Source organism: Rahnella woolbedingensis, assembly GCF_003602095.1.
GTDB classification, from domain to species: Bacteria; Pseudomonadota; Gammaproteobacteria; order Enterobacterales; family Enterobacteriaceae; genus Rahnella; species Rahnella woolbedingensis.
Genome location: NZ_RAHH01000009.1, coordinates 1 through 23,031 on the forward strand (window position 1 = coordinate 1; position 23,031 = coordinate 23,031).

The following is a 23,031-nucleotide window of genomic DNA, read 5'->3' on the forward strand; positions in this document are numbered from 1 at the left end:
ATGCAAGGGAAGTGAGAGAAAAAAGGTCGAAATATCCTTTAAAAAACAATGCTGGTCACCTTAAGTGACCAGCATTACCCGTTATGGGAGCCGTTATGGAATACACATTCACGAAATTATTCGTCCAGCATCACTACCTTGCCGACATACGGCAGATGGCGATAGCGCTGGGCGTAGTCGATGCCGTAGCCGACAACGAATTCGTCGGGGATCGGGAAGCCGACGTATTCGACTTTTACATCCACTTCGCGGCGTTCTGGTTTATCCAGCAGGGTGCAGATGGCCAGAGATTTCGGGCCGCGCAGTTGCAGGAGTTCACGGACTTTACTCAGCGTGTTGCCGGAGTCGATGATGTCTTCAACGATAAGCACATCTTTGCCACGAATGTCTTCATCGAGGTCTTTGAGGATCTTTACGTCGCGGGTGGTGGACATACCGTTGCCGTAGCTGGAGGCGGTCATGAAGTCGACTTCGTGCGGCACATCCACGGCGCGGCACAGGTCAGCCATAAACATGAAGGAACCGCGCAGCAGCCCAACCAGCACCATCTCGCTGCCGCTGTCGCGGTAGTTTTCGGTGATTTCACGGCCCAGCTCGGCAATTCGGGTTTTGACTTCCTGTTCGGAAATCATGACGTCAACACGATGTTTCATATAAAGACTAACCACCTGATTTAAGAATATTTATCGCCACTTTTAAGCAAAATGGCGACCATATAGTGGAAAGGATTATATCAAAGAACCCGGCGACGGGTCACGCGCCGGGGCTTTTGCAGGCAGGATTATCACGCGGATACTGTAAACCCAAGCATCATGCCGGTGTCTTCGTGTTCCAGTAAATGGCAGTGCGCCATGTAGGCATGTTGTTTTTCGGCCAGATGATTAAAGCGCACCAGCACTTCGCTGCGGGCCCCTTCAACGCGCACGATGTCCTTCCAGCCCTGACGATGTGGTGGAACCGGCTGACCGTTTTCAGAAAGAATGCGGAACTGCGTGCCGTGGATATGGAACGGGTGCAGCATCATGTCGCCTTCGCCTGAAATGGTCCATTTCTCGTACTGGCCCTGTTTCACATCGAATGCGGGCACATTCATGTCATAGGCTTTACCATTGATTTTATTGCCCTGCATGAAGTCATAGCCGCCGGAAGATTTGCTCATGTCCATGCCCGCCATGCCGCCGTGACCGTCATGTTCTGAACCGGACATTCCCGGCATCGCCGCCATATCCCCTCCGCCGTGATCCATACTCATTCCGGCCATCGCATTGTGACCATAACGCTTCATCAGCGCGGCCATGCCCTGCTGATCCAGTTGCGGATCCATCATCAGTTGCAGCCAGCGGGTCGGCAGATTATCGACGGACACCAGCGCCGGAAGCGGCACCAGCGTATCCGGCAGCGAACTGCCACTTTGGGTCAGCGTCGGCTGAATGCGCAGCACTGGCAGCGGTTTGTCGAACGGTGCCAGCGTCATGCCCATTTGCTTCACCGGCAACGTCACCAGATCAAACGCTTTGCCGTCGCTGCAATCGATCAGCACTTCAAAACGCTCGCCCATCAGCAAAGATAAATCGCTGACTTTCACCGGCTCAGGCAGAAAACCACCGTCGCTGGCAATCACATACATCGGCCGCTGGTCACTGGTAGCAATATGCAGCGAGCGCGCATTACAACCGTTGAGCAGACGAAAACGTACCCAGCCGCGGGAAATGCCGTGCTGCGGATAGACCGCGCCGTTGGTGAGCATATGCTGCCCGAACCAGCCGATAGCGGCGGTCATGACGTCCATCTGGTAATCAATCTGCCCGGCGTCGTTCAGGCGTTTATCCTGCAAAATGACCGGGATATCGTCCACGCCCCAGCGTTTGGGGATCTGCAACAGTTCGCTGGCTTCATCTTCGATCAGCACCATGCCCGCCAGCCCCATCGCTACCTGATAACCGCTAGTCTGATGCGGATGCGGATGAAACCAGCAGGTTGAAGCGGGTTGATCCAGCGTGAAACTGACTTTGCGCTTCTCACCCGGTGCGATCAGAGCCTGAGGGCCGCCATCGACTTCACCGGGGATTTCCAGCCCGTGCCAGTGAACGGTGCTGGCGACATCGAGCCGGTTATTGACGGTGACATCCACCTGTTTGCCGCGGCGGATGCGCAGCGCAGGACCGAGAAGATTGCCGTTGACGCCCCAGGTTTCGGTGCTGACGCCGGGCAAAAACGGGCTCTGGCCGCGCTGTAACGTCAGCATAATGGCATTGCGAATGTCCGGCTCAAGCAGCGCAGGAATGGGCAATGCCGGGCGGTCTGCGGCGAGCGCGAAGCGGCTCCAGCCGGGCAGCGTACTGGCGGCACCCATCAGGGTCGTCCACTTTACGAAATCACGACGGTTCATTTTTCAGTCCTTATGAGGGGGCAATTGCCTGACGGATGGCGTAAGCGTGCCATAATTGTACGACAGCCTACCCCTTCCCCTAAGGGGAAGGTCAAGTGGCTCAGCGGGAAAAGAAATTTGGTGCCGCTCAGTGCAAATATGGTAACGTCCTTTTAACTGTTTGTGAGCCAAGTCTTTCTGACTTTCTATCTAAAAGAACAAGAACACGCCGATGAAAAAAACAACATTGTGTTTGCTATTACTGTCGCTGCTTGGCTTTTCCTCTGCCAGTCAGGCGCTGAGTGAATCAGAAGCGGAAGATCTGGCGGATCTGACCGCAGTCTTCGTGTATCTGAAAAATAACTGCGGCTACGAACAACTGCCGAATACCCAAATCAAACGGGCTATCGTGTTTTTCGCCCAGCAAAACCGCTGGGATCTGAGCAACTACAACAGTTTTAATATGCAGTCGATGGGCGAAGACAGTTATCGTGACCTGAGTGGTATCGCTGTGCCTAAGCCGACCAAATGCAAATCTCTGGCGCGTGATTCCCTGAGTTTGCTGGCCTACACCAACTAAATTTTTCAGCCTTTTCACAGGCTCTGTGCTCCGTCATTTTGTTGCCGGAGCCGCTTCCTTTCCCCTCTGTTATCCGCGTCACGCCTGCCTCGGCTACACTTAATCTAAATTGATTTGTCTGAAATTCAACCGTGCATGGACCGGCAGAGTTAGCTATCATGTGTGCCCATTTTTATGGCTGCGATTGATCAGGAGAAACAACAACATGTCCCAGAGCTCGTCATCCAAAGAAATATGGTATGAGACGCTGCACGCCCATTTTGGCCAGTATTTTAGCGTCGATAAAGAGTTATACCGTGACAAAACCGAGCATCAGGATCTGGTGATTTTCGAGAACGCCGCGCTGGGTCGCGTGATGGCGCTCGACGGCGTGGTGCAAACCACCGAACGTGATGAATTCATCTACCACGAAATGCTAACCCACGTGCCCTTGTTCGCCCACGGCAACGCCAGAAAGGTGCTGATCATTGGCGGCGGCGACGGCGGAATGCTGCGCGAAGTATGCCGTCACCAGGGCGTGGAATCAGTGACGATGGTGGAAATTGATGCCGGTGTGGTGGAGTTTTGCCGCCAGTATCTGCCTAATCATAACGCCGGTGCCTATGACGATCCGCGTTTCAAACTGGTGATCGACGATGGCGTAAATTTCGTTAATCAGACTGCTGAAACCTTTGATGTGATCATCTCCGACTGCACCGATCCGATCGGTCCCGGAGAAAGTCTGTTTACGTCCGCATTCTATGAAGGCTGTGCCCGCTGTCTTAAACCGGGTGGCATTTTCGTGGCACAAAATGGCGTCTGTTTCCTCCAGCAGGATGAAGCGGTCAACAGCCACACCAAACTGAGCCACTATTTCAGCGATGTCAGTTTCTATCAGGCCGCGATCCCGACCTATTACGGCGGCATCATGACCTTTGCCTGGGCGACCAACAGCCCGGAATATCGCCAGATTGACGGCAAAACCTTGCAGGCGCGCTTTGACGCCGCAGACATCACCTGTCGCTATTACAATCCGGCGATTCATCACGGCAGCTTTGCCCTGCCGCAATATTTACTGAATGCCCTGTCAGCCACGCGCTGATACTGCATCCATAAGGGGGTGAACTAAATTGCAAAAGCTGAAACTGCATGGCTTCAATAACCTGACCAAAAGCCTGAGTTTTTGTATCTACGATATCTGCTATGCCAAAACCGCAGACGATCGTGATGGCTACATTGCCTACATTGACAAAGAATATAACGCCAACCGTTTAACGGAGATCCTCACCGAAACCTGTTCGATCATCGGTGCCAATGTCCTTAACGTGGCGCGACAGGATTACGAACCACAGGGCGCCAGCGTCACGATTTTAGTGAGCGAAGAGCCGGTCGATCCGCGTGATGTGGATACCACCGAGCATCCTGGCCCGTTACCTAATTCCGTGGTCGCGCATCTGGATAAAAGCCATATCTGCGTTCACACCTACCCGGAAAGCCATCCCGAAGGCGGTTTATGTACCTTCCGCGCTGACATTGAAGTGTCGACCTGTGGTGTGATTTCACCGCTGAAAGCGCTGAACTATCTTATCCACCAGCTCGAATCCGACATCGTCACCATCGATTACCGCGTCCGCGGTTTTACCCGCGACGTGAACGGCGTGAAACACTACATCGACCATTCCATCAACTCGATTCAGAACTTCATGTCGCAGGATATGAAAGCGCTGTACGACATGATGGACGTTAACGTGTATCAGGAAAATATCTTCCACACCAAGATGTTACTGAAGGAATTCGATCTCAAGCATTACCTGTTTAATGCCAGCCCGGATGAACTGAGCGCGCAGGAGCGCAAAGAAATCACCGACTTGCTGTACAAGGAAATGCAGGAAATCTATTACGGCCGCAATCTGCCGTCGGTCTGATCAGGGCTGAATAAAGATAAGGCCGGGCATGAGTAAAATGTCCGGCCTTTTTTTGTATAGACAAATTCTGATATTGAATATTCCCCCGCCTGAAACTCAATAAGCATTACTTAAGTAAAATAACTTTGCCGGTATCAAAACCGGCTATACTCCTTAAGACAAATTAATATTTAAAGACTTATTAAATTCTTATTTAAGTCAAATTAATCGCCAATCGATCTAACAACTAAGCCAAATTCCAAAAACAATGCACAGCCTATAAATCAAATATAATTCACATATAACCAATAATTTAGCTTACGGCCGATCAAAAGATCGCTTTTTTCTTAAAAACAGATAAATCCCTTTATATATCCCCGCCCGACCTTTAGCATCGCGTTATTGCTTACTAAGCAAACAGCTCCATCCACCTGCAAGCAGAAATATAAAATGACGATGAGTAAATTAAAGACCGTATCCAGCCTGCTGGTCACGAGTTCTTTATTGGTTTCCGGGGTTTCCCGGGCCGGGGAAAGTTTGTTAGGCAGCAATACTGAAGGGATGCGGCACTATGTGAGTTATGGTGCTGAATATTATAAGTGGGACGAATCCGTCGATAATATGGACGGTAAATATGTTGCTGAACATGGCCCGCGCCTGCGCGTTAATTTCGGATCCAATAATTACCTTGATGCACCCAGCGGCTTATTAAAAGCCTGGGACATGAGCGTGATGTTCGGGATCGTCAGTTATAAAGGCAGCACGCTTGACGATCAGGCCAACGTACCGAACGGATCGCTGAAAGGCAAAACCTATTACACCGGCTACAGTGCGGACATAACGCGCGGTTACCGTTACCGGGCATCCGACAGTGTTTCTTTCGATATGAAAGGCGCACTCGGCGGCCAGGCGTGGTTGCGAAACATCCGCTCTGACGATGTGTATATTGCCTCACAGGACAGAACACGCCAGTACACCGCCGTGGAAGTGACTTTGCAGCCTTACGCCAAAGCGTCCCTGGGCGCGAACTGGCAGATGACCTCAAATTCACGTCTGAGTCTGGAAGGCGGCGCGTTATATCCGATTAAAACCTGGACGCACAGCAATCAGGGCGCGGTTTGGCTGGAGCCGAAATCTAAGCTCTCGCCGTTCACCAGCCTGACCTGGAACATCAACAACGATGTCTTCGTGAAAGCCAGTTATGTGCACCAGAAATACGGTAAGTCAGACGAGAAACAAGGTGATCTGAACGGCAGCACCGTCGGCTATTATCAGCCTGCGACAACCACCTCGACGATGGGTCTGGAAGTCGGTTTCTACTTCTGATGATGTCAGAAAATAAGCGCCTCAAGCGGATTGTTCCGGTGTAAATCACCGGGACAATCGCTTATCTTAAAAGCCTCCTTTTCCAGAGGCTTACCTTTCTTATGGATCGTTTCGCAACGCTGTTCGGCGTTCTCGCCATTTTATTGTGGAGCATGAGCGTGGCGCTCACCCGCAGTTTGTCTGAATCTCTGGGGCCTTTTGGTGCGGCGGCGTCTATTTATACTGTCAGCGGAATTATGGTCTGGATGGTGGGCGGCAAGCCGACGCTGCGCGGAGAATCCCCCGCCTATCTCATCGTCTGCGGTCTGCTGTTTATCTTTTATATGGTGGCGTTTTCGCTGGCGATTGGACTGGCGCACAGCCGTCAGCAGACGCTGGAACTGGGGCTTATCAATTATTTGTGGCCGAGCCTGACGCTGCTGTTTGCGGTGCCGTTGCTGAAATTACGCGTGCGCTGGTGGATCTGGCCGGGTGTTATTCTGGCGTTTGCCGGTGTGCTGTGGGCCATCAGCGGCGGTCACGGGCTGGATATTCATCAGCTGATGCGCAATGTGCGCGGCAATCCGGTCGCCTACAGTCTGGCGCTTGGCGCTGCTATTTCCTGGGCGCTGTATTCCAATCTGGTACGGGTATTGTGTAAAGGCAAAGGCGTGCTGCCGCTGTTTCTGCTGGCAACCGGGGCGGTGCTTTGGGCGCTTTATTTCACCTATTCATCGAATCGCATCAGCCTGACGCTACCGGCAATTATCGAATTGCTGGCGATGGGTGCAGTGACAGCCATTTCGTATCAGTGCTGGGATATTGCGATGAAAAAAGGCAATGCGACGCTGGTCGCTGCGCTGTCTTATTTCACGCCGCTGTCATCGATTCTGATTGCAGGATTGTGGCTGCACACGTTGCCGGGCGCGAGTTTCTGGCCGGGCGTGCTGATGGTGGTCGGCGGTTCGCTGCTGTGCTGGACCGCCTCACGGGGCAAATAAACGTATCGGTCGGTCATAACCTTATCGATAGGTCGTGACGAAAGAGCGGTATTTGGCGAGGACTTGCAGAAAGTCCTCGACGCCGCAAAACGCCAGGCTCTCTTCGTCGTAGTAACTCATGCCCTCTTCAATCTCATCGCCGTCGAAATCCAGCTGATTGGCGCGGATCATAACTTCATCGTCGGCTAACAGCAGCGTATATTCATGGCCGACCATTTGCGTCTGGCGCTCACTGCCTTTCAGCTCACTCAGCGCCGCTTCGACTTTATCCAGTACGGTTAAATCGCCCTTCACTTCTTCATTGAGCCAGTGACCGAGCACTTCGTGGCCCATTGAGAAACGCACTTTGACCTCACCGGTGATGTCGCGCAAAAAATCGTAATCCATGGTGCTGTCCTCTGAAAAAATCACAATAAAAAAGGGAGCCGAAGCTCCCTTTTCAACACTGGCGCAAATATAACGATTTAGACTGCGGTTTGGAAGATCACGCCGTCAGCTTTATCCGTATATTCACTCAGCTTGTCGAAGTTCAGATAACGGTAAGTATCTGCCGCTGTCTTATCCACTTCAGCCATGTAACCCAGATACTCTTCCGGCGTTGGCAGACGGCCAAGCAGGGAAGCGACAGCCGCCAGTTCAGCCGATGCCAGATACACATTGGCACCGTTGCCCAGACGGTTCGGGAAGTTACGCGTAGAGGTGGAAACGACGGTAGAACCGTCTGCCACACGCGCCTGGTTACCCATGCACAGTGAACAGCCCGGAATTTCTACACGCGCACCGCTCTTACCAAAGACGCTGTAATAGCCTTCTTCGGTCAGCTGAGCCGCATCCATTTTGGTCGGTGGCGCAACCCACAGACGGGTTGGCAACGCGCCTTTATGGCTGTCGAGAAGTTTACCGGCCGCACGGAAGTGACCAATGTTGGTCATGCAGGAACCGATAAACACTTCGTCGATTTTGCTGTTCTGGACGGAAGACAACAGACGCGCATCATCCGGATCGTTTGGCGCACAAAGGATTGGCTCTTTGATGTCAGCCAGATCGATTTCGATCACCGCCGCGTATTCCGCATCGGCATCGGCTTCCAGCAGGTTTGGATTAGCCAGCCACTCTTCCATGCCTTTTATGCGGCGCTCGATGGTACGACGATCGCCGTAACCTTCAGAGATCATCCACTTCAGCAGCACGATGTTAGAGCTCAGGTATTCTTTGATCGGCGCCTGATCCAGTTTGATCGTACAACCTGCCGCTGAACGTTCTGCGGAAGCATCCGCCAGTTCAAATGCCTGTTCTACTTTCAGTTCCGGCAGACCTTCGATTTCCAGAATGCGGCCAGAGAAGAGGTTTTTCTTACCCTTCTTCTCAACGGTCAGATGACCTTCTTTGATCGCGTAGTAAGGGATCGCATGCACCAGGTCACGCAGGGTGATACCCGGCTGCATTTTGCCTTTGAAACGCACCAGAACGGATTCCGGCATATCCAGCGGCATCACGCCGGTCGCTGCGGCAAACGCCACCAGACCAGAACCTGCAGGGAAGGAAATCCCGATCGGGAAACGGGTATGGGAGTCACCGCCGGTACCGACGGTGTCCGGCAGCAGCATACGGTTCAGCCACGAGTGGATGATACCGTCGCCAGGGCGCAGTGAAACACCGCCGCGGTTCATGATGAAATCTGGCAGCGTGTGGTGCGTGGTCACGTCAACCGGCTTAGGATACGCAGCGGTATGACAGAACGACTGCATCACCAGGTCAGCAGAGAAGCCCAGACACGCCAGGTCTTTCAGTTCGTCCCGGGTCATAGGACCTGTGGTGTCCTGAGAACCAACAGACGTCATTTTTGGTTCGCAATATTCGTTCGGACGAATACCGGCAACGCCACAGGCGCGGCCAACCATTTTCTGTGCCAGCGAGAAACCTTTGTTGCTTGCGGCCACCGGTTTGGCAATACGGAACACTTCGCTCTGAGGCAGTTTCAGTGACTCACGGGCTTTGGTGGTTAAACCACGGCCAATGATCAATGGAATACGGCCACCGGCGCGCACTTCATCGAGCAGCACGTCGGTTTTCAGTTCGAAAGTCGCAATCACTTCGTTGGTTTCGTGGTTACGCACTTCGCCTTTGTACGGATAGATGTCGATAACATCGCCCATATTCAGGTCAGACACGTCCACTTCGATAGGCAATGCACCGGCATCTTCCATGGTGTTGAAGAAGATTGGCGCGATTTTACCGCCGAGAACCACACCGCCGCCGCGTTTGTTCGGCACATGAGGAATATCATCGCCCATGAACCACAGCACGGAGTTGGTGGCTGATTTACGTGAGGATCCGGTACCGACTACGTCACCAACGTAAGCCAGCGGGAAGCCTTTTTTGTTCAGTTCATCGATTTGTTTGATCGGACCAACGCTGCCAGGTTGATCCGGATGGATACCTTCGCGTTCGTTCTTCAGCATTGCCAGCGCGTGCAGCGGGATATCTGGACGGGACCAGGCATCCGGAGCCGGTGACAAATCATCGGTGTTGGTTTCGCCCGTCACTTTAAATACAGTCACGGTGATTTTTTCAGCCAGCTGCGGGCGCGCCAGATACCATTCGGCATCAGCCCATGACTGTAGAATTTTTTTCGCGTATTCGTTGCCGGCGTGTGCTTTTTCTTCCACATCGTAGAAGTTATCAAACATCAGCAGCGTATGAGACAGCGCTTTGGCGGCAATAGGTGCCAGCGTTGTACTTTCCAGTGCGTCGATCAGCGGATGAATGTTGTAACCGCCCTGCATGGTACCCAGCAGTTCAACGGCTTTTTCAGGAGTGACCAACGGGGAGGTAGTTTCGCCTTTGGCGACTGCGGCCAGGAACCCGGCTTTAACATAGGCGGCTTCGTCGACGCCCGGTGGAACACGATTAATCAGCAGGTCTAACAGAGTCTCTTCTTCGCCTTTCGGCGGATTTTTCAGGGACTCAACCAACGCTGCCATCTGTGAAGCATCAAGTGGCTTAGGGACGATGCCCTCTGCAGCACGCTCGGCTACGTGCTTACGGTATTCTTCTAGCACGACTTTCTCCTCGCTCTCATTGTCATTTATTATGCCTGGCTTCCCTCATCAGACCGGTAGTAATCCTGCAGGGACAGCGGAATATCGGATTGTCTGATGAGTCGGGGACACTGCGGGTATGATTGTTTCATTGTCGATATACGACACGTCCTGAACCGGAGCACAGTGTCTCTTAGCGCCGAAGCAGCATAGCAGGATTTTCAGGGGGTGTTAATCTGTTTACAAAAAAGCAACATTAAATTCTTGCTGAATCGTTAAGGACAAAATATTCCTTTCCGATATGGCATTCAGGCATCGGCTAACCACCTTGCGATGCGGGTAAAACCAGGCGTGCGGGAAAACATTTTAATGTTTATAATTCATCAACAAGCTTCTGGCCAAACTGTCCGGATGACGCAATGATCTGGCCCTCCGACGAGAAACTTATCTCCCATGAAGACAAACAATAATCTTTCCAGCAATGGCAAAAAATCGCCACCGGGTCAGAAACCTCTGGAGGCTATCACTCGCCTGGTTGAAGTCTGTTTACCCCACGCAACTGCCGTGGTGGCAGACGAGAAAAATATTCCTATCACCATGAATGCTGAAGACGGGAAGCAGCAAATCATTTTGCTGGTCGAAGGGGATATCAAAGGTTATCGCTCTTCTGACAACCTGCTGTACGGCATTGCCAGCGCGCCCGCCATGCTGGGGTTAATGACGTCAGAATACAGCAGCACCTCTTTCATTTTTAAAGCCAATAAGGACAGTAAGGTCTGGGTGTTGCCGCGCGATGTCGCTATCGACCTGATTGCCGAACACGGGCTGGTGAGAGAGCTTATCGCCTATACCACCAGCTTTACCGACTACCGCAGCTACCATTCTGATCTGATGATCAACCGCACCGCCTATGACATTATTTGCGGTTTGCTGCTCGAAATGGAGCGCTTACCGGAAGAATTTCGCCGCAAAAACAGCATGGCTAATTTCATTCTCGAGCGTTCGAATTTAGCGCGCAGTGGCGTCATGAAGATTCTGGCGGATTTACGCGTAGGTGGCTATATCGATATTCAGAACGGTAAACTGATTGCCATCAATAAGCGTCTGCCAGACGAATACTGATTTTCCGCACCGGATACAGGCAAAAAAACGGCCCCGCGGGGCCGTTTCTCTTATCTGCATCAGAAAATTACTGTCATCAGAAAGTTACTTCTTTTTCGCTTTCGGATTTGGCAGGTCGGTAATGCTGCCTTCGTAGATTTCTGCTGCCAGACCCACGGACTCATGCAGAGTCGGGTGAGCATGGATGGTCAGTGCGATATCTTCTGCATCACAACCCATCTCGATAGCCAGACCGATTTCACCCAGCAGCTCGCCGCCGTTAGTACCGACAATCGCACCACCGATTACACGATGAGATTCTTTGTCGAAGATCAGTTTGGTCATACCGTCTGCACAGTCGGAAGCGATAGCACGGCCAGAAGCTGCCCACGGGAAGGTGGCGGTTTCGTAGCTGATGCCTTTTTCTTTCGCTTCTTTCTCAGTCAGGCCAACCCAGGCAACTTCTGGCTCAGTGTAGGCAATGGATGGAATGACTTTCGGGTCGAAGTAGTGTTTCTTGCCAGAGATCACTTCGGCAGCCACGTGACCTTCGTGAACACCTTTGTGCGCCAGCATTGGCTGACCGACGATATCGCCGATGGCAAAGATGTGTGGCACGTTGGTGCGCATTTGTTTGTCGACGTGGATGAAACCACGGTCGTCAACTTCAATGCCCGCAGCGCCCGCTTCCAGCAGTTTACCGTTAGGAACACGGCCGATAGCCACCAGCACGGCGTCATAACGCTGTGGTTCTGCAGGGGCTTTTTTGCCTTCCATTGTAACGTAGATGCCATCTTCTCTGGCTTCTACCGCAGTTACTTTGGTTTCCAGCATCAGGTTGAATTGCTTGCTGATTTTCTTGGTGAAGACTTTCACCACGTCTTTGTCAGCCGCAGGAATAACCTGATCGAACATTTCTACCACATCAATCTGAGAACCCAGCGCGTGGTAAACGGTGCCCATTTCCAGACCGATGATACCGCCACCCATCACGAGCAGACGCTCAGGGACGGTTTTCAGTTCCAGCGCATCGGTAGAATCCCATACGCGCGGGTCATCATGTGGAATGAATGGCAGTTTGATTGGACGGGAACCCGCCGCAATGATGGCATTGTCGAAAGTGATGGTCGTAGGACCGTTTTCGCCTTCAACAACCAGAGTATTTGCGCCAATAAATTTGCCTAAGCCGTTCACGACTTTGACTTTACGGCCTTTCGCCATACCTGCCAGACCACCGGTCAGCTGGTTGATGACTTTTTCTTTCCAGACACGAACTTTGTCGATGTCAGTTTTCGGCTCACCGAAAACAATACCGTGTTCTGCCAGTGCTTTTGCTTCAGAAATCACTTTCGCGACGTGCAGCAGAGCTTTAGAAGGGATACAACCTACGTTCAGGCACACGCCGCCGAGGGTGGCATAACGCTCAACCAGAACAGTTTCAAGACCTAAATCAGCGCAACGGAAAGCAGCAGAATAGCCCGCAGGGCCAGCCCCAAGTACCACGACCTGAGTTTTAATTTCAGTACTCATCATGACCTCTTAATTTATGTCCGGCGGGTCTGACGTCATTTTTATGTCGCAACGCCCATCATCCACCGGGTCGTTCTATCCGCCCGCAGTTTACAAAATTGTTAACAAATTTGAAACAACAAACGGCATACGATTTGTGCTTAGCCCCGGAAAATCTCAAACAGCATGAAGAGATTACCAGAAAAAAGCCGGCCGATTGGCCGGCTTTTCACTTACATCACCAGGCGGCGAATGTCAGACAACACGTTGTTGATGATGGTGATGAAGCGCGCACCATCGGCACCGTCAATAACGCGGTGGTCGAAGGAGAGCGACATTGGCATCATCAGACGCGGTGCGAACTCTTTACCGTTCCAGACTGGCTCGATAGCAGACTTGGAAACACCGAGGATAGCCACTTCCGGCGCGTTGACGATTGGCGCGAAGTGGGTCGTCCCGATACCACCGAGGCTGGAGATAGTGAAGCAACCGCCCTGCATTTCGCCAGCAGTCAGCTTACCGTCACGGGCTTTCTTGGAGATAGCCATCAGCTCACGGGACAACTCGGCGATGCCTTTCTTGTTCACGTCTTTGAAGACCGGAACAACGAGACCGTTTGGCGTATCAACCGCCACGCCAATGTTGATGTATTTTTTCAGGGTCAGTTTCTGACCATCTTCAGACAGGGAACTGTTGAAGCGTGGCATCTGCTCAAGCGCTGCAGCAACGGCTTTCATGATGAAGACCACCGGGGTGAATTTCACGTCCAGTTTGCGTTTAGCGGCTTCATCGTTCTGCTGTTTGCGGAACGCTTCCAGCTCAGTGATATCGGTTTTGTCAAAATGCGTAACGTGCGGGATCATCACCCAGTTACGGCTCAGGTTCGCACCAGAGATTTTCTGGATACGGCCCAGTTCAACTTCTTCAATCTCACCAAACTTGCTGAAGTCCACTTTCGGCCAAGGCAACATGCCTGGCAGACCGCCACCCGTTGCTGCTGCCGGAGCGGCTTCGGCACGTTTGACCGCGTCTTTCACGTAAGTCTGAACGTCTTCGCGCAGGATACGACCTTTACGGCCAGTCCCTTTGACTTTCGCCAGGTTAACGCCGAATTCACGGGCCAGACGACGGATAACCGGCGTGGCGTGAACGTAAGCGTCGTTCTCAGCGAATTCGCCTTTGCTCGCGGCTGAAGCAGCAGGGGCAGTAGCTTTCTGTTCCTGTTTCGCAGGCGCAGCTGCTGCTTCTTTCTTAGCCGCCGGAGCAGCAGGCGCAGCGCCTTCTACTTCGAAGATCATGATCAGAGAGCCGGTGCTGACTTTGTCGCCCGCAGCGATTTTGATTTCTTTCACGGTGCCCGCGAACGGTGCCGGGACTTCCATTGAAGCTTTATCGCCTTCAACGGTGATCAGTGACTGTTCAGCACTGATTTTGTCGCCAACTTTAACCATGATTTCAGTGACTTCGACTTCGTCGCCGCCGATATCAGGTACGTTCACTTCTTTGCTGCCGGACTGAGCCGGTGCAGCAGGTGCTGCGTCTGATTTGGTTTCTGCTGCTGCGACCGGTGCGGCTGCACCAGAACCTGCAACTTCGAAGACCATGATCAGAGAACCGGTGCTGACTTTGTCGCCCGCAGCGATTTTGATTTCTTTCACTTTGCCCGCGAACGGCGCAGGGACTTCCATAGAGGCTTTATCGCCTTCTACGGTGATCAGCGATTGCTCAGCTGTCACGGTGTCGCCTACTTTGACCATGATTTCAGTGACTTCAACTTCGTCGCCACCGATATCAGGCACGTTCACTTCTTTGCTTTCGCTCGAAGCAGGGGCGGCGGCGGCAGGTTTTTCTTCTGCTTTCGCTTCCTGTTTCGCCGGTGCTGCATCAGCAGCACCGTCAGCGGCTTCAAAGATCATGATCAGTTTGCCGGTTTCGATGGTATCACCGACCGCAACTTTAATTTCTTTGACCACGCCAGCCTGTGGAGAAGGCACTTCCATAGAAGCTTTGTCGCCTTCAACGGTGATCAGCGATTGTTCAACAGAAACGGTATCGCCCACCTTCACCATAATTTCGGTGACTTCCACTGCATCTGCACCGATATCCGGTACGTTAATTTCAATAGCCATCTGTCTTTACCTCTTATGCCAGACGCGGGTTAACTTTTTCAGGGTTGATATCGAATTTCTTAATGGCTTCAGCCACTACAGACGTTTCGATTTCACCGCGTTTAGCCAATTCACCCAGCGCAGCAACCACAACGTAGGAAGCATCCACTTCGAAGTGGTGACGCAGGTTTTCGCGGCTGTCTGAACGACCGAAGCCGTCGGTACCCAGTACGCGATAATCGCTGGCCGGAACGTAAGTACGAACCTGTTCAGCAAACAGTTTCATATAGTCAGTAGACGCAACCGCTGGCGCGTCGCTCATCACCTGGGCGATGTACGGAACGCGTGGGGTTTCTGTCGGGTGCAGCATGTTCCAGCGCTCACAGTCCTGACCGTCGCGGGCCAGTTCAGTGAAGGAAGTCACGCTGTATACGTCAGAACCTACGCCGTAATCTTTGGACAGGATTTCAGCCGCTTCACGTACGTGACGCAGAATTGAACCGGAGCCCAGCAGCTGTACTTTACCTTTGCTACCTTCCAGAGTGTCTAACTTGTAGATACCCTTACGGATGCCTTCTTCCGCGCCTTCTGGCATGGCTGGCATATGGTAGTTTTCGTTCAGCGTAGTGATGTAGTAGTAGATGTTTTCCTGCGCGTCGCCGTACATACGAACCAGACCGTCATGCATGATGACAGCGACTTCGTAAGCGTAAGACGGGTCGTAAGAAATACAGTTCGGGATAGTCAGAGACTGAATGTGGCTGTGACCATCTTCGTGCTGCAAACCTTCGCCGTTCAGGGTAGTACGACCTGAAGTACCGCCGATCAGGAAGCCACGCGCCTGTTGGTCACCCGCTGCCCAGCACAGGTCGCCGATACGCTGGAAACCGAACATGGAGTAGTAGATGTAGAACGGGATCATTGGCAGATCGTTGGTGCTGTAAGAAGTTGCTGCGGCAAGCCATGAAGAAGCGGCGCCCAGTTCGTTGATACCTTCCTGCAGAATCTGACCTTTCTCGTCTTCTTTATAGTAAGCAACCTGCTCGCGGTCCTGCGGGGTGTACTGCTGACCGTTCGGGCTGTAAATACCAATCTGACGGAACAGACCTTCCATACCGAATGTACGCGCTTCGTCGGCGATGATCGGGACCAGACGGTCTTTAATGGAGTCGTTTTTCAGCATCACATTCAGGGCACGGACGAAAGCGATAGTGGTAGAGATCTCTTTCTTCTGCTCTTCCAGCAGTTGTGAGAAGTCTTCCAGTTTCGGCATTTCCAGCTTCTGAGTGAAGTTAGGCAGACGAGTCGGCAGGTAGCCTTTCAGCGCAGCACGACGCTCATGCAGGTATTTGGATTCTGCAGAGTCTTTGTCCAGAGTGATGTACGGCAGTTTTTCCAGATTTTCATCGGTAACTGGCACGCTGAAACGATCACGGATATAGCGCACGCCATCCATGTTCATTTTCTTCACCTGGTGAGCAATGTTTTTACCTTCGGCAGCGTCGCCCATGCCATAACCTTTAATGGTATGCGCAAGGATAACGGTCGGCTGGCCTTTGGTGTTCTGTGCTTTGTTCAGTGCAGCGAAGACTTTCTTCGGATCATGGCCGCCACGGTTCAGCGCCCAGATTTCGTCGTCGGTCATATCTTTGACCAGAGCGGCGGTTTCAGGGTATTTGCCGAAGAAGTGTTCACGAACGTATTTGCCGTCGCGGGACTTGAAGGTCTGGTAGTCGCCATCAACGGTTTCGTTCATCAGTTGGATCAGTTTACCGCTGGTATCTTTACGCAGCAGTTCATCCCAACGGTTGCCCCAAATCACTTTAATCACGTTCCAGCCAGCGCCTGCGAAGATGCCGTCCAGTTCGTTGATGATTTTGCCGTTACCGGTTACCGGGCCATCAAGACGCTGTAAGTTACAGTTGATGATGAAGCACAGGTTGTCCAGTTTCTCACGGGTGGCGATGGTGATCGCACCTTTGGATTCTGGTTCGTCCATTTCACCGTCGCCCAGGAACGCGTAAACGCGCTGCGCGGAGGTGTCTTTCAGACCACGGTGTTCCAGATATTTCAGGAACTTAGCCTGATAGATAGCACCGATAGGGCCCAGACCCATAGAAACGGTTGGGAACTGCCAGAATTCAGGCATCAGTTTAGGGTGCGGATAAGAAGACAGACCTTTACCGTGAACTTCCTGACGGAAATTGTTCATCTGGTCTTCTGTCAGGCGGCCTTCAAGGAAAGCACGTGCGTAAACGCCCGGAGAGATGTGGCCCTGGAAGTACACCAGATCGCCGCCATCTTTTTCATTGCGTGCGCGGAAGAAGTGGTTGAAGCACACTTCGTACACGGTCGCAGAAGACTGGAAAGAAGCCATGTGGCCGCCGAGTTCCAGGTCTTTCTTGGACGCACGCAGAACGGTCATGATGGCGTTCCAGCGGATAGCGGTACGAATGTTACGTTCCAGCTCCAGGTTACCCGGGTACTCAGGTTCGTCTTCAACAGCGATGGTATTGACGTAGTTACGGCTGGCTGCACCAGCAGCGACGCTCACGCCGCCCTTACGCGCTTCACTCAGAACCTGATCGATCAGGAACTGTGCACGCTCAACACCTTCTTCACGGATGACCGATTCGATCGCTTGTAGCCAGTCGCGAGTTTCGATCGGATCCACGTCATTATTTACACGTTCTGACATGGTGCTTTTCCTTATCTGTATCTAATACGTTGGTTTATCTGGAGCCTGTCTTCCTGCGCTCTTTCTAAAACGGTCTTGGTGATGAGAAAGCACACGAAGACAGGCCCGTCATGTAGTTGCCGTGAGCCCTCAAATGAAGGCTCTAAAAATTAACCTCGTGGGTTAACTTTCATCTTTTCGTTGCTGGAGTCGTCGTAAAGACCGATCCCGCCGGGTGTGTTCCCTGCTGAGATCCAGCAAAACTTCTTCAATGAACGCCAGGTGACGGTGAGATGCGGCACGTGCTATTTCTGGTTCCCGTGCAACAATCGCCTCGAAAATACTGGCGCGGTGGTTGCTAACCGTCGCCAACATTTCGCGGCGTGAGTATAGCAATTCAAAGTTCTGTCGAACGTTCTTCTCGAGCATCGGTCCCATACAGCGAACCAGATGCAGCAGCACGACATTATGCGCTGCTTCTGTTACAGCAACCTGATACTGCATCACCGCGTCGGCTTCTGCGTCCAGGTCCCCGCTGTCTTGTGCAGTCTGAATGACCACATGACAATCGCGAATGCGCTGCAAATCTTCCTCTGTGCCACGAAGCGCCGCGTAATAGGCAGCGATCCCTTCAAGGGCATGGCGTGTTTCAAGGAGATCGAATTGTGATTCAGGATGGTCGGCCAGTAATTCGGCCAGCGGGTCACTCACGCTTTGCCAGAGATTACTTTGTACGAAAGTACCACCACCCTGACGGCGCAGGAGTAGCCCCTTCCCTTCCAGGCTTTGAATTGCCTCTCTCAGAGAAGGTCGCGATACATCAAACTGTTTGGCCAGTTCGCGCTCTGGCGGAAGCTTTTCCCCGGGTCTCAAGGTGCCTTCGAGGATCAGGAACTCAAGTTGCTGCTCGATCACATCGGATAACTTAGGCTGTCGGATTTTGCTGTAAGCCATATATGTGCTGTTCTCTGCGAGTAGCGACTCTGTAAGTTGCCGGAGTCAATTGGTAATACCAATTTAAAAAACGTGGCCGTAAAGTAACAAAGTATTCACCTTGTGTCCATATGGCTACCCAGTAAATGCGTCGACCCCGCACATTTTAACAAATTCTTATCATTTATCTTTTTTACCCAGCCTCAGATCACATTTTTTAGATCCTGAACAATTTTCCAGTCAATTTGGCTATTTGTTATGCAAATGATGCATAAACCCCGTGCAAACTTTTGCGCATACCACTATTCTTGGCCGAACGGTAGATGATGCTGCTTTTTAGGCACAATCCAGCCGTAAATAATTAAATACAAAAAGTGTAATTATCGCCTTACATTCTTTCTAACACGCAGAATGTTATGGGTTTTGCCCCAATGACAGAGGACAGGTAAATGGTTGATCAACAACAAGGCGATGAGCTGAAGCGCGGTCTGAAAAACCGTCATATTCAGCTGATTGCACTAGGCGGGGCCGTCGGTACAGGGCTGTTTCTGGGCAGCGCTTCCGTCATTCAGTCTGCGGGGCCGGGGATTATTCTGGGCTACGCAATTGCAGGTTTTATTGCCTTTTTAATCATGCGCCAGTTAGGTGAAATGGTAGTTGAGGAGCCGGTTGCCGGCTCGTTCAGCCACTTTGCTTATAAATACTGGGGCGGGTTCGCGGGTTTTGCTTCCGGCTGGAACTACTGGGTTCTGTACGTGCTGGTGGCGATGGCGGAGCTAACCGCCGTCGGTAAATATATTCAATTCTGGTGGCCGGAGATCCCGACCTGGGCCTCTGCGGCAGTGTTCTTTGTCCTGATCAACGCCATCAACCTCACTAACGTAAAAGTGTTCGGTGAGATGGAGTTCTGGTTTGCGATCATCAAAGTGGTTGCCGTGGTGGCGATGATTTTGTTTGGTGGCTGGTTACTGTTCAGCGATACCGCAGGCCCGCAGGCCACTGTTCGCAACCTGTGGGAGCATGGAGGATTCCTGCCGCATGGAATGACGGGACTGGTCATGATGATGGCTATCATTATGTTCTCGTTCGGTGGCCTTGAGCTGGTCGGCATTACCGCTGCTGAAGCGGATAACCCGGAAATCAGCATTCCTAAAGCGACCAATCAGGTTATCTACCGCATCCTGATTTTCTATGTGGGCTCACTGGCCGTGCTGCTTTCCCTGATGCCGTGGACCCGCGTCGGGCCGGACACCAGCCCGTTCGTCCTGATCTTCCATGAACTGGGTGATGCACTGGTGGCGAATGCCCTGAACGTGGTGATCCTGACTGCTGCCCTGTCGGTCTACAACAGCTGTGTTTACTGTAACAGCCGCATGTTGTTCGGTCTGGCTCAGCAAGGTAACGCACCGAAATCCCTGATGAAAGTCGACAAACGCGGCGTGCCGGTGGCTTCCATCCTCGTTTCTGCCACCACCACCGCACTGTGTGTTCTGATTAACTACCTGATGCCGGGAGAAGCGTTTGGTCTGCTGATGGCGCTGGTGGTTTCCGCACTGGTGATCAACTGGGCGATGATCAGCCTTGCGCACATGAAATTCCGTCAGGCGAAACGTCGTGAAGGCGTGGAACCTAAGTTCAAAGCGCTGCTGTATCCGCTGGGTAATTACATCTGTCTGCTGTTTATGGCGGCGATTCTGGTGATCATGGCTATCACTCCGGGCATGGCGATCTCCGTATGGCTGATCCCGGTCTGGCTGGTAGTTCTGGGCATCGGTTACTGGATCAAGAATCAGCAAAGCGGGAAATCCGTTAACGCTTAAGCAATAGTGATTGTTTAAAATCCTCAGACGCCCCGGCTAAGTCACTTACCGGGGCGTCTTGTTATGTAGGTCACACTTTTTTTGAGATGACCAAATTGTCCATCTTCACGACTCTTACCTCCTGACTCATATTCCCTTCCTGAGCCAATACTCTGGGCTATCAAACAGTTTTTTAACAACTGTCCTTTTGACATCTATCCGGAGAGAACATCCATGAAGGAAGGCGGGCTGTCGTTCAAAGAGAAAGTAGCGTACGGCATGGGGGATGCGGGCTGTAATATGATTGGCGGCGCCATCATGCTGTTTCTTAATTATTTTTACACTGACGTTTTCGGTTTAGCGCCAGCGCTGGTCGGCGTATTACTGCTTTCAGTACGCGTCATCGACGCCGTCACCGACCCGATTATGGGTGCAATTGCTGACCGCACGACCACCCGCTGGGGACGGTTCCGCCCGTATTTGTTATGGGTTTCGGTGCCGTATGTTCTGTTCAGCGTACTGATGTTCACCACGCCGGAATGGACCTACAACAGCAAGGTTATCTATGCTTTTGTCACCTACTTCCTGATGTCCCTGACTTACACAGCCATTAACATTCCTTACTGTTCACTGGGCGGCGTGATTACTGCCGATCCGCATGAACGTGTGGCCTGTCAGTCTTACCGCTTCTTTATGGTCGGAATTGCGACACTGATCCTGTCATCGACTCTTCTGCCAATGGCGGACTTTTTCGGCGGCGCGGACAAAGCTAAGGGCTATCAGATGTCGATGGGCGTGATGGCAATCATCGCGCTGTTTATGTTCCTGTTCTGTTTCAGCTCGGTGAAAGAACGTATCCAGCCTGCGGTACCTTCTAAACACGCCCTGAAATCTGATCTGAAAGATGTATGGAAAAATGACCAGTGGGTGCGCATCCTGTTGCTGACATTCTGCAACGTCTGTCCGGGCTTCATCCGTATGGCAGCCACCATGTATTACGTCACCTGGGTGATGGAAAAATCCACGTCGTTCGCCAGTATGTTTATCAGCCTGGGCGTAGTGGGCATGATGATCGGCAGCGCGCTGGCAAAACCGCTGACCGATAAATACTGCAAACTGAAAGTGTTCTTCTGGGCCAACATTATCCTGACTATTTTCTCCTGCGGCTTCTATTTCCTTGATCCGCACGCCACAACGCTGATCCTGGTAGCGTATTTCATCCTGAACATCATGCACCAGCTCCCTTCCCCGCTGCACTGGTCGCTGATGGCCGATGTCGATGATTACGGCGAATGGAAAACCGGTAAACGCGTCACCGGTATCAGCTTCTCCGGCAACCTGTTCTTCCTTAAATGCGGACTGGCAGTCGCCGGCGCGATGGTCGGCTTCCTGCTCTCCTCTTATGGCTATAACGCCGGAGCAGCGCAGCAAAGTGACCACGCAATCAACGGCATTGTGCTGTTGTTCACCATCATCCCTGGCGTGGGATATCTGATTACTGCCGGTGTTGTACGATTACTGAAAGTGGATCGCGAAACCATGCGCACCATTCAGGCTGATCTGGAAATTCGTCGCCGTAATTACCGCGAGCTGAATGAATATCACGACGCAAAAAATGCACAAGATGCGGATATCGCCAGCGTCTCACTGAACAGCAAGGAGCTGAAACATGAGTAATTACCCTAACCCGCTGATTGAGCAACGCGCAGACCCGCATATCTGGCTGCACAGCGACGCAAACTATTACTTTATCGCATCGGTTCCTGAATATGACCGGCTGGAGATCCGCCGCTCGCCAACGCTGACCGGCCTTGCCAGCGCGCCAGCGACCGTCGTCTGGCATAAACCTGAAACCGGCCCGATGAGCGCGCTTATCTGGGCGCCGGAACTGCATTTTATCGACGGGAAATGGGTTATCTATTACGCCGCTGCGCCATCGCAGGAGATTGTGGACGGATTATTCCAGCACCGGATGTATGCACTGGTGTGCGAAGAAGCCGATCCGCTTACGGGAAAATGGCAGGAGAAGGGCCGCATCCAGACGCCAATCGACAGCTTCTCGCTGGATGCCACGCACTTTGAGCATCAGGGCAAAAGCTATTATCTGTGGGCCCAGAAAGACCCGGCAATTCGCGGAAACTCCAATCTGTATCTGGCTGAAATGGAAAACCCGTGGACGCTGAAATCACCGCCCGTGATGCTTACCAAACCTGAACTGGACTGGGAAATCATCGGTTTTTGGGTCAACGAAGGCCCGGCGGTGATTACGCATGGCGATAAAATTTTCATCACTTATTCCGCCAGCGCCACCGACGAAAATTACTGTATCGGTTTGCTTTGGGCAGATCTCAGCAGCAATCTGATGGATCCTGAAAGCTGGCATAAATCTCAGCATCCGGTGTTCACCACTCAGGCGCAGAACAAACAGTTTGGTCCTGGCCACAACAGCTTTACCCGCAACGAACAGGGCGAAGATGTGCTGGTCTATCACGCCAGAAATTACACGGAAATTGAAGGGGATCCGTTGTATGACCCGAACCGGCATACGCGCATCAAAGCCTTCCGCTGGGATGATAACGGGATGCCAGATTTCGGTGAACCCGTCGCCGATAACCGGCCGCTGACCTTACAAAAGCAGCGCGGATAAAAGCAAAAAAGCCCGGACACGAAAATGTACCGGGCTTTTTACTGATGCTTTGCATTGAAAAGAGGTGCAGCAAAATCTC

General features: G+C 52.2%; 17 protein-coding genes. 9 read left to right on the top strand and 8 right to left on the bottom strand.

The annotated features are described in order from the left end of the window. Positions 1-116: 116 nt before the first annotated feature. Both hpt and cueO read right to left on the bottom strand, forming a co-directional pair. Positions 117-653 carry a hypoxanthine phosphoribosyltransferase gene (gene hpt / locus D6C13_RS08915; protein ID WP_120132435.1) on the bottom strand — a complete coding sequence of 179 codons (537 nt, stop codon included), beginning with the start codon at positions 651-653 and terminating at the stop codon, positions 117-119. 131 nt (positions 654-784) lie between these two features. Beyond that, positions 785-2,389: a multicopper oxidase CueO gene (gene cueO, locus D6C13_RS08920; protein ID WP_120132436.1), complete on the bottom strand. Its 1,605-nt coding sequence runs from the start codon at positions 2,387-2,389 to the stop codon at positions 785-787. A gap of 211 nt (positions 2,390-2,600) precedes the next feature. On the opposite strand from cueO, the gene D6C13_RS08925 reads away from it, so the two are divergent. From D6C13_RS08925 to yddG, 5 genes are all read left to right on the top strand, one after another. Continuing rightward, the gene (locus D6C13_RS08925) at positions 2,601-2,948 is read left to right on the top strand and encodes a YacC family pilotin-like protein (protein WP_095924682.1); all 348 of its coding nucleotides are present in this window, start codon (positions 2,601-2,603) and stop codon (positions 2,946-2,948) included. 205 nt (positions 2,949-3,153) lie between these two features. Continuing rightward, a complete protein-coding gene (speE, locus tag D6C13_RS08930; protein WP_120132437.1) occupies positions 3,154-4,029 on the top strand; it encodes a polyamine aminopropyltransferase in 876 nt (291 codons plus the stop codon). Positions 4,030-4,057: 28 nt separating this feature from the next. Next, on the top strand, positions 4,058-4,852 hold the full coding sequence (gene speD / locus D6C13_RS08935) for an adenosylmethionine decarboxylase (RefSeq protein ID WP_120132438.1): 795 nt from the start codon (positions 4,058-4,060) through the stop codon (positions 4,850-4,852). Between the two features lie 435 nt (positions 4,853-5,287). After that, positions 5,288-6,157, top strand: coding sequence for a hypothetical protein (locus D6C13_RS08940; protein ID WP_244212660.1), 870 nt, complete (start codon positions 5,288-5,290; stop codon positions 6,155-6,157). A gap of 101 nt (positions 6,158-6,258) precedes the next feature. After that, complete coding sequence (yddG, locus tag D6C13_RS08945) at positions 6,259-7,137, top strand: aromatic amino acid DMT transporter YddG (RefSeq protein WP_120132440.1); 879 nt, start codon at positions 6,259-6,261, stop codon at positions 7,135-7,137. Between the two features lie 21 nt (positions 7,138-7,158). Here the strand turns inward: yddG and yacL are convergent, their stop codons facing one another. Both yacL and acnB read right to left on the bottom strand, forming a co-directional pair. Continuing rightward, entirely contained in the window at positions 7,159-7,524 is a 366-nt protein-coding gene (gene yacL / locus D6C13_RS08950; RefSeq protein WP_120132441.1) for a protein YacL, read from the bottom strand. A gap of 77 nt (positions 7,525-7,601) precedes the next feature. Next, positions 7,602-10,199, bottom strand: coding sequence for a bifunctional aconitate hydratase 2/2-methylisocitrate dehydratase (acnB, locus tag D6C13_RS08955; protein ID WP_120132442.1), 2,598 nt, complete (start codon positions 10,197-10,199; stop codon positions 7,602-7,604). 432 nt (positions 10,200-10,631) lie between these two features. Here acnB and D6C13_RS08960 point away from each other — a divergent pair, with 432 nt between their 5' ends. Then, positions 10,632-11,300, top strand: coding sequence for a helix-turn-helix domain-containing protein (locus tag D6C13_RS08960; RefSeq protein WP_120132443.1), 669 nt, complete (start codon positions 10,632-10,634; stop codon positions 11,298-11,300). An 84-nt stretch (positions 11,301-11,384) separates the two neighbouring features. Here the strand turns inward: D6C13_RS08960 and lpdA are convergent, their stop codons facing one another. From lpdA to pdhR, 4 genes are all read right to left on the bottom strand, one after another. Then, positions 11,385-12,809 carry a dihydrolipoyl dehydrogenase gene (gene lpdA / locus D6C13_RS08965; RefSeq protein WP_167458009.1) on the bottom strand — a complete coding sequence of 475 codons (1,425 nt, stop codon included), beginning with the start codon at positions 12,807-12,809 and terminating at the stop codon, positions 11,385-11,387. 212 nt (positions 12,810-13,021) lie between these two features. Next, entirely contained in the window at positions 13,022-14,917 is a 1,896-nt protein-coding gene (gene aceF / locus D6C13_RS08970; protein WP_120132445.1) for a pyruvate dehydrogenase complex dihydrolipoyllysine-residue acetyltransferase, read from the bottom strand. A gap of 13 nt (positions 14,918-14,930) precedes the next feature. Continuing rightward, entirely contained in the window at positions 14,931-17,594 is a 2,664-nt protein-coding gene (gene aceE, locus D6C13_RS08975; RefSeq protein WP_120132446.1) for a pyruvate dehydrogenase (acetyl-transferring), homodimeric type, read from the bottom strand. Positions 17,595-17,756: 162 nt separating this feature from the next. Next, positions 17,757-18,527 carry a pyruvate dehydrogenase complex transcriptional repressor PdhR gene (gene pdhR, locus D6C13_RS08980; protein WP_013576986.1) on the bottom strand — a complete coding sequence of 257 codons (771 nt, stop codon included), beginning with the start codon at positions 18,525-18,527 and terminating at the stop codon, positions 17,757-17,759. Positions 18,528-18,955: 428 nt separating this feature from the next. On the opposite strand from pdhR, the gene aroP reads away from it, so the two are divergent. From aroP to D6C13_RS08995, 3 genes are all read left to right on the top strand, one after another. Further along, positions 18,956-20,326, top strand: a complete 1,371-nt coding sequence (aroP, locus tag D6C13_RS08985; RefSeq protein WP_120132447.1) for an aromatic amino acid transporter AroP — start codon at positions 18,956-18,958, stop codon at positions 20,324-20,326. Between the two features lie 213 nt (positions 20,327-20,539). After that, positions 20,540-21,982: a glycoside-pentoside-hexuronide (GPH):cation symporter gene (locus tag D6C13_RS08990; protein ID WP_120132448.1), complete on the top strand. Its 1,443-nt coding sequence runs from the start codon at positions 20,540-20,542 to the stop codon at positions 21,980-21,982. After that, a complete protein-coding gene (locus D6C13_RS08995; protein ID WP_120132449.1) occupies positions 21,975-22,952 on the top strand; it encodes a glycoside hydrolase family 43 protein in 978 nt (325 codons plus the stop codon). The genes D6C13_RS08990 and D6C13_RS08995 overlap by 8 nt, the downstream gene beginning before the upstream one ends. The last annotated feature ends 79 nt before the right edge of the window (positions 22,953-23,031 follow it).

Coding starts and splice junctions, on each gene's coding strand:
- hpt (WP_120132435.1), bottom strand. CDS start 653: ATGAAACATCGTGTTGACGTCATGATTTCCGAACAGGAAGTCAAAACC.
- cueO (WP_120132436.1), bottom strand. CDS start 2,389: ATGAACCGTCGTGATTTCGTAAAGTGGACGACCCTGATGGGTGCCGCC.
- D6C13_RS08925 (WP_095924682.1), top strand. CDS start 2,601: ATGAAAAAAACAACATTGTGTTTGCTATTACTGTCGCTGCTTGGCTTT.
- speE (WP_120132437.1), top strand. CDS start 3,154: ATGTCCCAGAGCTCGTCATCCAAAGAAATATGGTATGAGACGCTGCAC.
- D6C13_RS08940 (WP_244212660.1), top strand. CDS start 5,288: ATGAGTAAATTAAAGACCGTATCCAGCCTGCTGGTCACGAGTTCTTTA.
- yddG (WP_120132440.1), top strand. CDS start 6,259: ATGGATCGTTTCGCAACGCTGTTCGGCGTTCTCGCCATTTTATTGTGG.
- yacL (WP_120132441.1), bottom strand. CDS start 7,524: ATGGATTACGATTTTTTGCGCGACATCACCGGTGAGGTCAAAGTGCGT.
- D6C13_RS08960 (WP_120132443.1), top strand. CDS start 10,632: ATGAAGACAAACAATAATCTTTCCAGCAATGGCAAAAAATCGCCACCG.
- lpdA (WP_167458009.1), bottom strand. CDS start 12,809: ATGAGTACTGAAATTAAAACTCAGGTCGTGGTACTTGGGGCTGGCCCT.
- aceF (WP_120132445.1), bottom strand. CDS start 14,917: ATGGCTATTGAAATTAACGTACCGGATATCGGTGCAGATGCAGTGGAA.
- aceE (WP_120132446.1), bottom strand. CDS start 17,594: ATGTCAGAACGTGTAAATAATGACGTGGATCCGATCGAAACTCGCGAC.
- pdhR (WP_013576986.1), bottom strand. CDS start 18,527: ATGGCTTACAGCAAAATCCGACAGCCTAAGTTATCCGATGTGATCGAG.
- aroP (WP_120132447.1), top strand. CDS start 18,956: ATGGTTGATCAACAACAAGGCGATGAGCTGAAGCGCGGTCTGAAAAAC.
- D6C13_RS08990 (WP_120132448.1), top strand. CDS start 20,540: ATGAAGGAAGGCGGGCTGTCGTTCAAAGAGAAAGTAGCGTACGGCATG.
- D6C13_RS08995 (WP_120132449.1), top strand. CDS start 21,975: ATGAGTAATTACCCTAACCCGCTGATTGAGCAACGCGCAGACCCGCAT.